Origin of the sequence: Leclercia sp. M50 (genome assembly GCF_037150775.1) — a bacterium.
In the GTDB taxonomy this organism is placed as follows: Bacteria; Pseudomonadota; Gammaproteobacteria; order Enterobacterales; family Enterobacteriaceae; genus Enterobacter.
Genome location: NZ_JBBCPK010000031.1, coordinates 1 through 15660, shown reverse-complemented (window position 1 = coordinate 15660; position 15660 = coordinate 1). Strand labels below are relative to the sequence as shown.

Below are 15660 nucleotides of genomic sequence, written 5' to 3'. Positions count from 1 at the left end.
TAAATTGCACCAATATGGTGCTCAATGTTCACATTGAAGCACTATAATGGTGCAACAAAACCACCGTGGTGCAGCCCTTTTGCACTACGGTGCGCATGATAGCGCCTTTTTGGGGTGTTTTAAAAGTTGGCACAGATTTCGCTTTATAAAAAATACGGCAACAAAAGGCACCACCGCCTGCCTTATACAGAATTTGAAGACCTCGTTACCACGACGACAATGACCAATCTGGAGAGTTAAGTATGTCCGCTGAACACGTTTTGACGATGCTGAACGAACATGAAGTGAAGTTTGTTGATCTGCGCTTCACCGATACCAAAGGTAAAGAACAGCACGTCACTATTCCTGCTCATCAGGTGAATGCCGAATTCTTTGAAGAAGGCAAAATGTTTGACGGCTCCTCCATTGGTGGCTGGAAAGGTATCAACGAATCCGACATGGTTCTGATGCCTGACGCATCTACTGCCCTCATTGACCCGTTCTTCGAAGAGTCTACCCTGATCATCCGTTGCGATATTCTTGAGCCAGGCACCCTGCAGGGTTACGACCGCGACCCACGCTCTATCGCTAAACGCGCTGAAGAGTATCTGCGCTCCACCGGCATCGCAGACACCGTTCTGTTCGGGCCAGAGCCAGAGTTCTTCCTGTTCGACGACATCCGTTTTGGTGCGACCACTTCCGGTTCCCACGTTGCTATCGATGATATCGAAGGCGCATGGAACTCCTCCACCAAATACGAAGGCGGTAACAAAGGTCACCGTCCAGCCGTTAAAGGCGGTTACTTCCCGGTTCCACCGGTTGACTCTTCCCAGGACATCCGTTCTACCATGTGTCTGATTATGGAAGAGATGGGTCTGGTTGTTGAAGCCCATCACCATGAAGTTGCAACTGCTGGCCAGAACGAAATCGCCACCCGTTTCAACACCATGACCAAGAAAGCGGACGAAATTCAGATCTACAAATACGTTGTTCACAACGTTGCGCACCGCTTCGGTAAAACCGCGACCTTCATGCCAAAACCAATGTTTGGCGACAACGGTTCCGGTATGCACTGCCACATGTCCCTGTCCAAGAACGGGACTAACCTGTTCGCTGGCGACAAGTATGCGGGTCTGTCCGAGCAGGCACTGCACTACATCGGTGGTGTTATCAAACACGCTAAAGCGATCAACGCCCTGGCGAACCCAACCACTAACTCTTACAAGCGTCTGGTCCCAGGCTACGAAGCGCCAGTAATGCTGGCCTACTCTGCCCGTAACCGTTCTGCTTCTATCCGTATTCCGGTGGTAGCTTCTCCGAAAGCACGTCGTATCGAAGTGCGCTTCCCGGACCCAGCTGCTAACCCATACCTGTGCTTCGCAGCACTGCTGATGGCGGGTCTGGACGGTATCAAGAACAAGATCCACCCGGGCGAAGCGATGGACAAAAACCTGTACGACCTGCCGCCAGAAGAAGCGAAAGAGATCCCACAGGTTGCCGGTTCTCTTGAAGAAGCCCTGCTGGCGCTGGACGCAGACCGCGAGTTCCTGACTGCGGGCGGCGTGTTCACTGACGAAGCGATCGATGCTTACATCGCACTGCGTATGGAAGAGAACGACCGCGTTCGCATGACTCCGCACCCGGTTGAGTTCGAACTGTACTACAGCGTCTAATCTTCAATCCCTGTCGCGCGGCCTTTTCCGCGCGAGATTGATAGCCGTTTTTTTTGTTGCCGTGGAAACTTTTCAGCCCATCTTCGGATGGGCTTTTTTCACCGCCAACAAGCTGATCTGACGCGTTTTTCGCCGTAAAAACGCTATACTGCACTAAAATAGTGCAAACAACTCCAGGAGACTGCTGAATGGCAACTGGCACGCTGCCCGATGCTGGGCAGATCCTCAATTCTCTTATCAACAGCATTTTACTGGTCGATGACGATCTGGCGGTGCATTACGCCAATCCCGCGGCCCAGCAGTTACTGGCGCAAAGTTCACGCAAACTGTTTGGCGCGCCGCTGCCCGAGCTGTTGAGTTATTTTTCCCTGAATATCGGCCTGATGCAGGAGAGTCTGCAGGCGGGGCAAGGTTTTACCGATAACGAAGTGACGCTGGTGATTGACGGACGCTCGCATATTCTGTCGCTGACCGCACAGCGGCTGCCGGAAGGGCTCATTCTGCTGGAGATGGCGCCGATGGATAACCAGCGTCGCCTGAGTCAGGAGCAGCTCCAGCATGCTCAGCAGATTGCGGCCCGCGATCTGGTGCGCGGCCTCGCCCATGAGATCAAAAATCCGCTCGGCGGCCTGCGCGGCGCAGCGCAGCTGCTCACCAAAGCCCTGCCCGACCCGGCGCTGGCGGAATACACCAACGTCATCATTGAACAGGCCGACCGCCTGCGGAACCTGGTGGATCGCCTGCTGGGACCGCAGCAACCCGGGATGCATATCACTGAAAGCATTCACAAAGTGGCGGAGCGCGTCGTCAAGCTGGTGTCGATGGAACTGCCGGATAACGTCAGGTTAATTCGGGATTACGATCCCAGCCTGCCGGAACTGCCGCACGATCCCGACCAGATTGAACAAGTTTTACTGAATATCGTGCGCAACGCCCTGCAGGCGCTGGGGGCGGAAGGCGGAGAGATTATTCTGCGTACCCGCACCGCCTTTCAGCTCACCCTGCACGGTACGCGCTACCGTCTGGCGGCCCGCATTGATGTGGAAGATAACGGCCCGGGCATTCCTTCCCATTTACAGGACACGCTGTTTTACCCGATGGTCAGCGGCCGTGAAGGCGGGACCGGGCTTGGCTTATCGATTGCCCGTAATTTGATAGATCAGCATTCCGGCAAAATTGAATTTACCAGTTGGCCGGGTCATACCGAGTTTTCGGTTTACCTGCCAATCAGGAAATAGAGGGTTAGGTTATGCAACGAGGGATAGTCTGGGTAGTTGATGACGATAGCTCCATCCGCTGGGTGCTTGAACGGGCGCTTACCGGAGCAGGTTTAAGCTGCACCGCTTTTGAGAGCGGTGCCGACGTGCTTGATGCACTCACCACCAAAACCCCGGATGTGCTGCTGTCCGATATCCGTATGCCGGGGATGGATGGGCTCGCGCTGTTAAAACAGATCAAGCAGCGTCATCCGATGCTTCCGGTCATCATAATGACCGCCCACTCCGATCTGGATGCTGCCGTCAGCGCCTACCAGCAGGGGGCGTTCGATTATCTGCCAAAACCGTTCGATATTGACGAAGCGGTGGCGCTGGTTGAACGCGCCATTAGCCACTATCAGGAACAGCAGCAGCCGCGTAATGCCCCGGTTTTCGGGCCTACCACCGATATCATTGGTGAAGCGCCGGCGATGCAGGATGTGTTTCGCATCATTGGTCGCCTGTCACGCTCCTCCATCAGCGTGCTGATTAACGGCGAGTCAGGCACCGGGAAAGAGCTGGTCGCGCATGCCCTGCATCGCCACAGCCCGCGCGTCAAAGCCCCGTTTATCGCCCTGAATATGGCGGCGATCCCCAAGGATTTGATTGAGTCCGAGCTGTTCGGCCATGAAAAAGGGGCCTTTACCGGCGCTAACACCATCCGTCAGGGCCGCTTTGAGCAGGCCGACGGCGGGACGCTGTTCCTGGATGAGATCGGTGATATGCCTCTCGACGTTCAGACACGTCTGCTGCGCGTGCTGGCGGACGGCCAGTTTTACCGCGTGGGCGGCTACGCCCCGGTCAAAGTGGATGTGCGTATTATCGCCGCCACCCACCAGAACCTGGAGCTGCGCGTCCAGGAGGGCAAATTCCGTGAAGACCTGTTCCACCGCCTGAATGTCATTCGCGTACACCTGCCGCCGCTGCGTGAGCGCCGGGAAGATATCCCGCGCCTGGCGCGTCATTTCCTGCAGGATGCCGCCCGGGAACTGGGCGTGGAAGCCAAGCTGCTGCACCCGGAAACCGAAGCGGCGCTGACGCGTCTGGCCTGGCCGGGTAACGTGCGTCAGCTGGAAAATACCTGCCGCTGGCTGACGGTGATGGCCGCCGGCCAGGAGGTGTTGATTCAGGATCTGCCGCCCGAGCTTTTCGAAACCCACGTTCCGGAAAGCAGCACCGGCCAGAGCCTGCCCGACAGCTGGGCGACACTGCTGGCGCAATGGGCCGATCGCGCGTTGCGCTCCGGTCATCAGGACTTGCTCTCCGAGGCGCAGCCCGAAATGGAGCGCACGCTGCTGACCACCGCGCTGCGCCATACCCAGGGCCACAAGCAGGAGGCGGCACGCCTGCTCGGCTGGGGGCGCAATACCCTGACGCGTAAGTTAAAAGAACTGGGGATGGAGTGATCGCCTCCCCCCTGTGTAAAGAGAGTTAATTAAGCGCAAAGTGATGCTATTTTGCGCTTTACTGTACTGATGAGTTGAGTATGATCTTGCCCGGAAAAGGGGGGGTCATCATGCTGGAATCAATCGTGAATTTGTTGTCTGGCGGCCTTGAAGCCAGCGCAGCAGCGGGACATACACCACAAACGGCCATTGCAGCTGTGCTGTGTGCGGCGCTGGTGGGGTTTTTTAGCTAGCACTTCGCTTACCCGGCCTACGAAAGCGCGAAATGTAGGCCGGGTAAGGCGAAGCCGCCACCCGGCAATGCGGCTTAAATCACCCGCGAGAACTGCTGCATACGGGCTTTCTGCCGCAGATAGGCATCGAAGCACATACAGATATTACGAATCAACAAACGCCCTTTCGGCGTAACTTCAATCGCACTCTCCGTCACCTCCACCAGCCCATCTTTCGCCAGCGGCGCCAGCAGCTTCATGTCTTCCGCAAAGTAATCTTTAAAAACGAGATCCCACTGCGCTTCCACCGCGCGGAAGTCGAGACGGAAGTTACAGATTAGCGCCTTGATCACGTCCCGGCGAATACAGTCGTCGCGGGTTAACGCGATGCCGCGCCACAGCGCGTTGCCGGTTTCATCCACCTGCTGATAGTAGAGCTTCAGCTCTTTCTGGTTTTGCGCATAGCAGTCGCCAATCATGCTGATGGCCGACACGCCCATCCCCAGCAGGTCCGTATCGCCCTGGGTGGTGTAACCCTGGAAGTTACGATGCAGAACGCCTTCTCGCTGGGCAATCGCCAGCTCGTCATCCGGTCGGGCAAAGTGATCCATGCCGATGAACTGGTAGCCGGTCTGGGTTAACGATGTGATGGTTTCCTGCAGGATATCCAGTTTTTGCTGCGCGGATGGCAGATCGGCATCTTTGATTTTGCGTTGGGCAGCAAACAGCGTCGGCAGATGCGCATAGTTGAAGACGCTCAGGCGGTCCGGGTTGAGTTCCGCCACGCGCTTCAACGTGTAGGCGAAACTTTCTGGCGTCTGCTTCGGCAGGCCATAAATCAGATCGATATTGGTGGAGGTGAAGCCAATCTCCCGGGCATGATTTAACAGAGCGAAGATGAACTCTTCATCCTGCTCACGGTTAACCAGCCGCTGGACCTCTTTATTAAAGTCCTGCACGCCCATACTCAGCCGGTTAAACCCTTCGGCACGCAGATGATCGAGCACATCCAGCTCGATTTCCCGCGGGTCCACTTCGATAGAGATTTCAGCATCGCCATTGAAGCGGAAGTTATTCCGCAGCAGGGTCATCAGACGGCTGATTTGCGCTTTATTCAGGTAGGTCGGCGTACCGCCGCCCCAGTGGAGCTGGCTGACGTGACGACCGGCGAACTGCGGCGCGCGATGCAGGATCTCCTGCTCAAGCGCATCCAGATAGTGATCCGCCTTGTGCTGCTGGCGGGTCACAATTTTGTTGCAGCCACAGAAATAGCAGAGCTTGTGGCAGAACGGGATATGAACATACAGAGAGAGCGGGCGGTCAGGGTAACGCGCTACCGCCTGCTGAAACTGGGTTTGACCGAACGCGTCGGAAAACTCCAGCGCAGTGGGATACGAGGTATAACGCGGCCCGGAATAGTTATATTTCTGGATCAGGGCCAGATCCCAGTCGATGGTTGCTACAGACATGCTCACTCCTTCCGTTGGTGTCGCGTTCGTATACGGCGGCCCGTTCTGCCCCCTGTGCGGGCCATGAATCGGGTGCGCAGCCACTTCTGTCGCCGCGACAACCGCCGTAGTTTAACGAATAACCACACCAGATAACATATAACCGGAAGGGTTATTAGCAGGACAATAGAACCTGCCGGGTGCAAATGTTAGTTTCCACCTTTCAACAGGCGCATCATGTCTTCCTGTTTCTCTTCTTCTTCCTCTTCGTCTTCATCGTCGTAAGAGAGGCCAAGCTTCTGCATCAGTTCATCGATGCGATCCAGTTTGGCATCTACCCATGACTGCTCTTCGGCATTCAGGGTTTCGCCCTCTTCAAGACGTTCCAGCAGCGCGTCCAGGCGCTCATCATTCTCCAGCAAATCCAGCTCAGCCTGCGGTGAAAGCATAGGTTTCTCGCTCTTCGGTTTGTGCTGCCTGGTGACCGGGGCATCGGTCACGCCTAATGGAACCGGTTTTTTACTGCCGATACGCGGGTCTTTCTGCTGCTTGTTATTCGCAGACGCGCCCGAAGTACCGCCACTCGCGCGGCTACCCGCAGCATGACCACGATGTTTTTTCTCGCGTTTGCGATCGCGCGCTTCCTGATTCAGTTCTTCGCGCGTTTTGCGGCGTGCTTTAGCAGGACGTTTAGCGCCTGCAGCGGAGGTCGGTTTTTTCATGTGTTTTGTCTTAAAGTCGTTTTCTTGAGTATAGAATTGCGGCGAAATCTAGCAGAAAGCAAGCAAAGAAAAAAGGCGACAGAGCAATCTGTCGCCTTTTTTCCTGACTCACAACCCATTACGGGTCTGACAATCCCTGTTTGCTTACGACTCACCCTGTCTATCCATTAGCAGGTACCGTCCGTGATAGGTTCCATTTCCCTTTGTAACGCCTCCAAGGCGTACGTCTTCCTGACTTTCCTGTGTCTTCGCCTCCTGGCGCTCCTGACCCTAATCCTTAAGTCTGGTTCCTGTCGGCATCCTCGCCGTTGAACGCTACTTTACCGTTTCCGGCTAAACGCACAAGCCACAAACGCGCTTTTACCGAGTATTTCAGACTAAGACTAAAAGTTAATAGGTTGATTTTAATCGTTTTGATTTTTTAATGCGCTGCGATTCTTCTTAAATATCCCATAGTAAAAATGGCAGATCTCTCACAAAGCTCAGGGTTTTTACTTACAGCCGGGTTGCCGATGGGAAAAGCCTTTTCTCTCTGTTCAGGTATAATCCCCCCAACGTTACGAATTTCTGGAGACAACCACGTGACCAACCTGAATTATCACCAGACGCATTTTCTCCTCAGTGCGCCTGATATTCGCCATTTACCCGCCGATACGGGTCTTGAAGTGGCATTTGCTGGCCGGTCCAACGCGGGGAAATCCAGCGCTCTGAATACCCTGACCAATCAGAAAAGCCTGGCGCGTACCTCTAAAACGCCTGGCCGCACCCAGCTGATTAACCTGTTTGAAGTCGCACCGGGCAAGCGCCTGGTGGATTTACCAGGCTACGGCTATGCAGAAGTTCCGGAAGAGATGAAACTCAAGTGGCAGCGCGCGCTGGGGGAATATCTTGAAAAACGTCTGTGTCTGAAGGGCCTGGTCGTCCTGATGGATATTCGTCATCCGCTTAAAGATCTCGATCAGCAGATGATCCACTGGGCCGTAGAGAGCGGGATCCAGGTGCTGGTACTGCTCACTAAAGCCGACAAGCTGGCCAGCGGCGCGCGTAAAGCGCAGGTGAATATGGTGCGTGAAGCCGTGCTGGCGTTTAACGGCGATATCCAGGTAGAGGCGTTTTCTTCGCTGAAGAAGCAAGGCGTGGACAAACTGCGTGAGAAACTGGATATCTGGTACAGCGAGCTGGAACCCGCGTCAGAAGCGGATGAGTAAAGATGGGCGCGGCGATGTCCGCGCTTTTTTTTGCGCTGACCTTATCTTTGCCGCAATAAAAAACGCCCCAGTCATTACTGACTGGGGCGGCTAAAATATTCAGCCAAATCCGATTACGTGAAGTAAAAGGTCTGAAAGATAGAACATCTTACCTCTGTACCCTACGTGGATAACTCTACCCTTTTTTGAACTACAGACAAAGCACTTTTTGTAGTTTTTTTTCATTCTTTACATAGGGAATTCTAATGATCGTCACAAAACGTTCATGGATATGTTGCTTACTTACAGAAAGTGTTCATATCCCAGAAAGCGTTAGTGAGCCTGATCCCAGTTTTCTCCCTGGCCGACTTCCACCAGCAACGGCACATCCAGTTTGACGCTGTTCTCCATCAGTTCATGGATCTTTTTCGAGACCGGCTCCAGATCGTCTTTATGCACCTCAAACACCAGTTCATCGTGTACCTGCATGATCATCCGCACCCGCGGCTGCTCTTTCTCCAGCCAGGCGTCAACGGCGATCATCGCACGTTTGATGATATCTGCCGCCGTCCCCTGCATCGGGGCGTTGATTGCCGCACGTTCGGCACCGGCACGGCGGGCCGCATTACTGGATTTGATGTCCGGCAGATAGAGGCGACGCCCTTCCAGGGTTTCGACATAGCCTTTTTCTTTTGCCTGGGCGCGCGTGTTCTCCATATATTGCAGCACGCCCGGGTAGCGCTCGAAATAGAGATCCATATACTTCTGCGACTCTTTGCGCGGAATATTGAGCTGGCGGGAGAGGCCAAAGGCGCTCATGCCGTAGATAAGGCCAAAGTTGATCGCCTTCGCGCTGCGGCGCTGTTCCCCGGTGACGCTCTCCAGCGGCATACCAAACACTTCGGCTGCCGTGGCCCGGTGAATATCCTGCCCTTCAGCAAAGGCGGTCAACAGCCCTTTATCCCGGGAGAGGTGCGCCATGATGCGCAGCTCAATCTGTGAATAGTCAGCAGAGACTATGACGTAATCCTCTGGCGCAATAAACGCCTGACGGATACGGCGCCCTTCTTCATTACGCACCGGAATGTTTTGCAGGTTAGGATCGGTTGAGGAGAGTCGCCCGGTAGCCGCTACCGCCTGATGGTAAGAGGTGTGTACGCGGCCCGTTTTTGGGTTGATCATCAACGGCAGCTTATCGGTGTAGGTCGATTTTAGCTTTGCCAGCCCACGATACTGAAGGATCACTTTTGGCAGAGGATAGTCCAGCGCCAGCTCCTCAAGTACCTCTTCAGAGGTGGACGGCGCGCCGCCCGGCGTTTTCTTCAGCGGCTTGATACCCTGCTTTTCAAACAGGATGGTCTGCAGCTGTTTAGTGGACGAGAGGTTAAAGGGCTCGCCGGCGATCTCATGCGCTTTTTGTTCCAGCTCGTGCAGACGCAGGGCGATCTCTTCTGAGTGCTTGTGCAACACAGCCGGATCGATTTTCACGCCATTGCGCTCGATGCGGGACAGAACCGGCACCAGCGGCATCTCGATATTCTGGAACACGTTCAGCGGCCCGGCGTGTTTTTGCAGCTTCGGCCACATCTTTAAATGCAGTTGCAGCGTGACGTCAGCGTCTTCTGCCGCATAGTGCCCCGCCTCTTCCAGGGCGATCTGGTTAAAGGTCAGCTGATTCTTGCCCTTACCGGCGATCTGCTCAAAGGTGACGGTTTTATGCTTCAGCCAGCGGTCGGAGAGCGAATCCATATCGTGACGACCGGCGACGCTGTCGAGGATATAGGACTCCAGCATGGTATCGAACGCAATGCCGCGCAGTTCGATACCGTAGTTTTGCAGGATACCGCGATCGAACTTCAGGTTTTGCCCCACCTTCAGCGCTTTTTCATCTTCAAGGATCGGCTTAAGGAGTTCGAGCACGCGCTCACGGGTAAGCTGCTCTGGCGCGTCCAGATAGTCGTGGGCAACCGGCACATAGGCGGCAACGCCCGGCTCTGTGGCAAATGACAGGCCCACCATATTGGCGGAGACATTATCGAGGCTGTCGGTTTCGGTATCGAAAGCGAATACCGGTGCCTGCTGTAGCTTTTCAATCCAGCGTTGCAGCTGCGCTTCATCCAGAATGGTTTCGTAATGCTCAGAAGAGAGCACGCTGGCTTCTTCTTCCGGCTCCTCTTCTGCATCGATCACCAGGGTCTCTTTTGGCTTAGCTGCTGGTTTAGCCCCTTTCGCCTGCAGCCATTTCCCCGCTTCGACATCGGTTATCCAGCGTTTGAACTCGTACTGCTTAAACAGGCCTAGCAGCTCTTCAACGGCAGGTTGCTGCACTTCAAGCTGTTCACAGGTCAGATCCAGTTCGACGTCTGTTTTGATGGTTGCCAGCTGATAAGAGAGGTAGGCCACCTCTTTGTTTTGCTCAAGCTTAGCGGCCATGGTTTTGGCACCGCGGAAGGTCAGCCCGGCGATTTTATCCTGCTCGCTATACAGCGTATCCAGCCCGCCCAGACCTTGCAGCAGCGCCTGGGCCGTCTTTTCGCCCACGCCCGGTACGCCAGGAATGTTATCGGAGGAGTCACCCATCAGCGCGAGGAAGTCGATGATCAGTTCCGGCGGCACGCCATACTTAGCGACGACCTCTTCCGGCCCAAGAATGGTATTGGTCATGGTGTTAATCAGGGTGATCCCCGGCGTGACCAGCTGAGCCATGTCTTTATCGCCGGTGCTGATCAGGACCGGGCGGCCCATTTTCTCTGCTTCACGCGCCAGCGTACCGATAACATCGTCCGCTTCAACGCCCGAGACGGCCATCAAAGGCAGCCCCATCGCTTTTACCATCTTATGCAGAGGCTCAATTTGCGCGCGCAGATTGTCCGGCATCGGCGGACGATGAGATTTGTAATGTTCGAACAGCTCATCCCGGAAAGTTTTGCCTTTCGCATCGAAGACCACGGCGGCATGGCTTGGCTGATACTGCATGATCAGGCTACGCAGCATGTTCAGCACACCATACATTGCGCCCGTAGGCTCTCCTGCGCTGTTGGTCAGCGGAGGAAATGCGTGATATGCCCGATAGAGGTAAGACGAGCCGTCGACGAGAATAAGCGGATTTTCGGGGATCTGAACCATAATGTCCGTGCCTTTAAGTAATTTATGAATAAAGGATGCCACAGAAGGATGAAAACATCAGTTTTTCACGGCCAATACAGCCAAAGATTTTGTGATCCTGAGGATCGCTCGCAAATTAAAACTGTGGATAAGTTTGTGAATATTTTCTGTAACCTGGATTAAATGTGCTTAATGAGGATCGATGAGATAATTATTAAACTTAATAATCAATAAGTTATGATTTGATCACGATCTCATATTTTCGGTTGATGACAATTTACTCCATGTGGATATAAGCCACGCAGGATCGACATAACAGGATTTTTCTCCACAGCGCATACAAATCAGCTTGCCCGCCAAGTTAAAGCGCCATCCTTTAACCGTTTTCTGGTAAAATCAGCGCCCGGTGCCTGTTTATCAGGCGCCATCCATAGCTAACTACCTGAAAAAATTCATCATGTCTAGACTCCTGGCTGCGATCACCCTCTTCTTAAGTATCGCATTAACTATTCTGGTCACCATCGCCTGTTCTGTGCCGATCATCATCGCCGGAATAGTTAAACTGCTATTACCGATCCCCGTTGTCTGGCGTGCCGTATCTGCATTCTGTAACGTTATGATGTACTGCTGGTGTGAAGGTCTGGCGGTGCTTCTGCGTCTTAATCCACATCTGAAATGGGATGTTCAGGGTCTGGAAGGACTTAACAAGAAAAACTGGTATTTGCTTATCTGCAACCACCATAGCTGGGCCGATATCGTGGTGTTATGCGTACTGTTCCGCAAACACATTCCCATGAATAAGTACTTCCTTAAACAGCAGCTCGCCTGGGTACCCTTTATTGGGCTGGCCTGTTGGGCGCTGGATATGCCGTTTATGAAGCGCTATTCCCGTAGCTATCTGATCCGCCATCCTGAACGCCGCGGCAAAGATGTTGAAACGACACGCCGCTCCTGCGAGAAGTTTCGCGCGCACCCCACCACCATCGTCAATTTTGTGGAAGGCTCTCGCTTTACCGAAGAGAAAAAGCAGCAAACCCGCTCACCGTACAGCAACCTGCTGCCGCCAAAAGCGGCGGGGATCGCCATGGCGCTTAACGTACTGGGCCAACAGTTCGACAAATTACTGGACGTGACGCTCTGTTATCCGGAGAACGACAGGACGCCGTTTTACGATATGCTCAGCGGCAAGTTAACCCGGATTGTGGTGCGTATTGATCTGGTGCCTGTGGCAGAAGAACTACATGGGGACTATGTTAACGATAAGAACTTTAAGCGACGTTTCCAACTCTGGCTGAATACGTTGTGGACGGAAAAAGACGCGCTAATCGACAGGATTAAAGCCCAATACAACAACGCCGGTCATTGACCGGCGTTTTCTTTATTACTTCTTCTCAACCAGATACTTCACGGTGTCGGCATACTGCTGCACGAAGATGTCCATGCTGCTGGTATCCATCCCCTGCATATTCAGCTGGTACTTACCGTTAACATACATGGCTGGAACACCACGCAGTTGCAGATCGGCGGCCGCTTTTTCCTGCTGTGCCACGAGAGATTTCACGACAAAGCTGTTCCAGGCTGCATCGTATTCTTCACCCTTAACGCCTGCATCAACGAATACCTTACGGATATCGGCAGTGGTCTGTACAGACTGGGTTTTCTGCACGGCTTCAAACATCGGTGCAGTGATTTTGTCTTCCACGCCCAGGGCCATAGCGACTGCCCACGCCTGCGTTAAGTCTTTGCCCAGCGGGCCAAGGAACTCAACGTGATACTTGGTCATTTTGGTGCCTTCAGGCAGCTTCTTCTTCACGTTTTCGGAAACATGCAGAACCTGCTCGAACTCATAGCAGTGCGGGCAATAGAATGAGAAGAACTCCAGTACCTGAGGTTCTCCAGCTACAGGTTTGTCGAGGGTAATATACTGTTTACCATCGGTGAACTGTGCAGCCGAAGCGCTAAATGCCAGAATCATACCTGCCAGCGCCAGCCATATTTTTTTCATGATCAACTCTCTCCTGGATGTGTTCGATTAATACATTGGCGTTAATTGCAAAGGGGGTTCCTGCAGAACCTTTACCTGTTCAATAAATGTGGATATCTGGTTACGCCAGTAATCTTCTCCGGTAAGCCACGGGAAGTTTCTGGGAAACGCGGGGTCGTCCCAACGCCTGATTAACCATGCAAGATAATAAACAAAACGCATGGCGCGTAAAGGTTCGATTAATGCAATTTCGTCTGAATTAAAAGGGGTGAACTCCTCATAGGCTTCGATAATCGTCTCAAGCTGCATCCGCTGCTCAGCCTTATCGCCATTCAGCAGCATCCAGAGATCCTGAATCGCCGGTCCCATTCTCGCATCATCGAGGTCGACAAATAATGGTCCGTCACGCCAGAGGATATTTCCAGCATGGCAATCACCGTGCAGGCGCAGCGTTTTGACGTTGTTATCCCAGCGCGCTGTGACGGCGTTAATTAAATTATCCGTTGCGGCCAGAAATTCAGCTTTCAGCCCTGAGGGGATGAGCGTGGAGGTTTCAAATATCTGACGCGGTTCGAGCAGATATTCCGCAATGCCGATTGTAGGACGCGAAGTAAAGGCGCTTTTCTTACCCGTCTGATGTATGCGCCCTAAATAACGGGCAACCCATTCCATCTGATCGATATTATCGGCTTCAAATTGCCGGCCACCGAGGCTTGGGAAAACGGCAAAATAAAAACCCTGGTGCGACAGTAGCGTCTGACCATTGAACTGAAGAGGTGCGGCAACGGGAACGTCATCGGCTACCAGGTCGAGGGCGAACTGATGCTCTTCCTGGATCTGATCGACTGACCAGCGCTGCGGGCGATAAAATTTCACGACGAAGCGCTGACGATCCTCATCCTGAAACTGGTAGACGCGGTTTTCATAGCTGTTTAATGGGGTCAGACCTGAGTCCACCCGGATGCCCTGCTCAAACAGAGCATCCATAATGGTATCCGGGTGTAAGGTCTGGAAAGTAAAGGCCTGGTCGTTCATCCGATCATCCGGAAATTATACGAATGATTGAGGATATCATTTAACGACGATTACGGTGGCGCCTCTTACAAGCTTTTACTCTTTAATTACGCCACGTGCGCGCAGCAGGGCTGTTTTGAAATCCTCTTCGTAATCTTTCTGAATACCGGGAATGACAGCATCTTTACCAGAATCGCGCATTTTCAGGTGATAGATCAGGATGTCATCGGAAAGGTCGGCCAGTTCGCCTTCATAACCTGACTCCTGCGCCAGTTTCTGTAAGAATTGCACGAGGTTAAGCTCTGGCTCTTTTTGCCAGGCTGGCTGGAGAAGTTCAATAACTTCATTCAGACGTTTACATTTCATGGTAATACTCCTTTCATTGAGAGTGACACGTTAGCAGGGTCAATCCCACAATAAAAGAGGCGATATTGTTGAGCCAGATAAGCACGATCACGGGTGTGGTGTTAGCCGGCGGCAAGGCATCCCGCATGGGGGGAGTCGATAAGGGCCTGCAGACGTTGAACGGCACACCGTTATGGCAGCACGTGGCACACAAGCTGAGTAAACAAGTGAGTACGCTAGCCATCAGTGCTAACAAAAACCTCGCCGTTTATCGGGAAAGTGGACACCCCGTCTATCCCGACTCGCTGGCTGATTACCCGGGGCCGCTGGCGGGGATGCTTTCTGTTATGCAGCAGTGCGATGCCGAGTGGTTTCTGTTTTGCCCCTGCGATACACCGTTTATCCCCGATTGTCTGGCTGAGCGCTTTGTTAAACACAGGGAAACGTCAGCGATTGTCTGGGCGCATGACGGCGAACGCGATCATCCAACCATTGCGCTAATGCACCGCCAGCTGATTCCGGAATTAAAGAACTACCTGGCGGCGGGAGAGCGTCGGGTGATGGTCTTTATGCGACAAGCTGGCGGACATTCTGTCGATTTTAGCGATATGAAACAGGCGTTTATTAACATCAATACTCTCGAGCAGATAGACACTATGCAGAGGCACAAATGATACCTGTTTTAGCGATCGCCGCCTGGAGCGGTACGGGGAAAACCACCCTGTTAAAAGCCATTATCCCGGCGCTCTGCGCCAGAGGTGTACGCCCCGGGCTTATCAAACACACTCATCACAATATGGATGTGGATATACCCGGCAAGGACAGCTATGAGCTGCGCAAAGCGGGTGCGGCACAAACGCTTGTCGCCAGCAGCCAGCGTTGGGCCTTAATGACCGAGACACCGGATGAAAAGGCCATCGATCTGCCTTACCTTATCAGCCGGATGGATCATTCGACGCTGGATCTGGTCCTGGTAGAGGGTTTTAAGCATGAACCGGTGGCAAAGATCCTGCTGTTTCGCAGCGATACCGGACATGAGGTTAATGAGTTAACGCTTGATGAGCATGTTATCGCGGTGGCCAGTGATATTTCACTGTCGCTTCAGGTACCGGTCCTGGATATCAATAATGCGGAGGAGATCGTCGGGTTCATTCAACAATGGATGAGGTCGTATTAGGCCGGGTAAGGCGAAGCCGCCATCCGGCTTTTCTAACGCCCAACGCAAAAAGCCCATCCGTGAGGATGGGCTTTCGGCCTGATTTGATGCCTGGCAGTTCCCTACTCTCGCATGGGGAGACCCCACACTACCATCGGCGCTACGGCGTTTCA

The 15660-nt window shown here is 53.5% G+C and carries 15 protein-coding genes; 8 read left to right on the top strand and 7 right to left on the bottom strand.

Annotated features, from left to right (window positions below):
* Nucleotides 1–242: 242 nt before the first annotated feature.
* The 4 genes from glnA (at nucleotide 243) to WFM46_RS09710 (ending at nucleotide 4547) form a co-directional block, all read left to right on the top strand.
* Complete coding sequence (gene glnA, locus WFM46_RS09725) at nucleotides 243–1652, top strand: glutamate--ammonia ligase (RefSeq protein WP_103177577.1); 1410 nt, start codon at nucleotides 243–245, stop codon at nucleotides 1650–1652.
* 188 nt (nucleotides 1653–1840) lie between these two features.
* The gene (gene glnL / locus WFM46_RS09720; RefSeq protein ID WP_214422543.1) at nucleotides 1841–2890 is read left to right on the top strand and encodes a nitrogen regulation protein NR(II); all 1050 of its coding nucleotides are present in this window, start codon (nucleotides 1841–1843) and stop codon (nucleotides 2888–2890) included.
* A gap of 11 nt (nucleotides 2891–2901) precedes the next feature.
* Nucleotides 2902–4314 carry a nitrogen regulation protein NR(I) gene (gene glnG, locus WFM46_RS09715; RefSeq protein ID WP_103177579.1) on the top strand — a complete coding sequence of 471 codons (1413 nt, stop codon included), beginning with the start codon at nucleotides 2902–2904 and terminating at the stop codon, nucleotides 4312–4314.
* A 110-nt stretch (nucleotides 4315–4424) separates the two neighbouring features.
* Entirely contained in the window at nucleotides 4425–4547 is a 123-nt protein-coding gene (locus tag WFM46_RS09710; RefSeq protein WP_336997542.1) for a YshB family small membrane protein, read from the top strand.
* A gap of 74 nt (nucleotides 4548–4621) precedes the next feature.
* Here WFM46_RS09710 and hemN read toward each other — a convergent pair whose 3' ends face one another.
* Together hemN and yihI are read right to left on the bottom strand one after the other, a co-directional pair.
* Nucleotides 4622–5995 (bottom strand): oxygen-independent coproporphyrinogen III oxidase, encoded by a 1374-nt coding sequence (gene hemN / locus WFM46_RS09705; protein WP_180210428.1) that lies wholly within the window; start codon nucleotides 5993–5995, stop codon nucleotides 4622–4624.
* A 188-nt stretch (nucleotides 5996–6183) separates the two neighbouring features.
* Nucleotides 6184–6696, bottom strand: coding sequence for a Der GTPase-activating protein YihI (yihI, locus tag WFM46_RS09700; RefSeq protein ID WP_103177582.1), 513 nt, complete (start codon nucleotides 6694–6696; stop codon nucleotides 6184–6186).
* 581 nt (nucleotides 6697–7277) lie between these two features.
* Here yihI and yihA point away from each other — a divergent pair.
* Nucleotides 7278–7904, top strand: coding sequence for a ribosome biogenesis GTP-binding protein YihA/YsxC (gene yihA, locus WFM46_RS09695; protein ID WP_103177583.1), 627 nt, complete (start codon nucleotides 7278–7280; stop codon nucleotides 7902–7904).
* A 99-nt stretch (nucleotides 7905–8003) separates the two neighbouring features.
* Here yihA and WFM46_RS23830 read toward each other — a convergent pair whose 3' ends face one another.
* Nucleotides 8004–8051: a spot 42 RNA, inhibition of DNA synthesis gene (locus tag WFM46_RS23830; protein ID WP_071892919.1), complete on the bottom strand. Its 48-nt coding sequence runs from the start codon at nucleotides 8049–8051 to the stop codon at nucleotides 8004–8006.
* 165 nt (nucleotides 8052–8216) lie between these two features.
* Nucleotides 8217–11009: a DNA polymerase I gene (gene polA / locus WFM46_RS09690; protein WP_336997541.1), complete on the bottom strand. Its 2793-nt coding sequence runs from the start codon at nucleotides 11007–11009 to the stop codon at nucleotides 8217–8219.
* A gap of 436 nt (nucleotides 11010–11445) precedes the next feature.
* Between polA and WFM46_RS09685 the strand changes: the two genes are divergently transcribed.
* Nucleotides 11446–12354 carry an acyltransferase gene (locus WFM46_RS09685; RefSeq protein ID WP_336997540.1) on the top strand — a complete coding sequence of 303 codons (909 nt, stop codon included), beginning with the start codon at nucleotides 11446–11448 and terminating at the stop codon, nucleotides 12352–12354.
* 15 nt (nucleotides 12355–12369) lie between these two features.
* On the opposite strand, the gene dsbA is transcribed toward WFM46_RS09685, so the two are convergent.
* From dsbA to WFM46_RS09670, 3 genes are all read right to left on the bottom strand, one after another.
* Entirely contained in the window at nucleotides 12370–12993 is a 624-nt protein-coding gene (dsbA, locus tag WFM46_RS09680; RefSeq protein ID WP_103177586.1) for a thiol:disulfide interchange protein DsbA, read from the bottom strand.
* Nucleotides 12994–13020: 27 nt separating this feature from the next.
* Nucleotides 13021–14007 (bottom strand): serine/threonine protein kinase, encoded by a 987-nt coding sequence (locus WFM46_RS09675; protein WP_336997539.1) that lies wholly within the window; start codon nucleotides 14005–14007, stop codon nucleotides 13021–13023.
* 75 nt (nucleotides 14008–14082) lie between these two features.
* Nucleotides 14083–14352 (bottom strand): YihD family protein, encoded by a 270-nt coding sequence (locus WFM46_RS09670; protein ID WP_039032193.1) that lies wholly within the window; start codon nucleotides 14350–14352, stop codon nucleotides 14083–14085.
* Between the two features lie 68 nt (nucleotides 14353–14420).
* Between WFM46_RS09670 and mobA the strand changes: the two genes are divergently transcribed.
* Nucleotides 14421–15005 carry a molybdenum cofactor guanylyltransferase MobA gene (mobA, locus tag WFM46_RS09665; protein ID WP_336997538.1) on the top strand — a complete coding sequence of 195 codons (585 nt, stop codon included), beginning with the start codon at nucleotides 14421–14423 and terminating at the stop codon, nucleotides 15003–15005.
* Entirely contained in the window at nucleotides 15002–15508 is a 507-nt protein-coding gene (mobB, locus tag WFM46_RS09660) for a molybdopterin-guanine dinucleotide biosynthesis protein MobB (RefSeq protein WP_336997537.1), read from the top strand. Before mobA ends, mobB begins: the two co-directional genes overlap by 4 nt.
* Nucleotides 15509–15660: the final 152 nt, after the last annotated feature.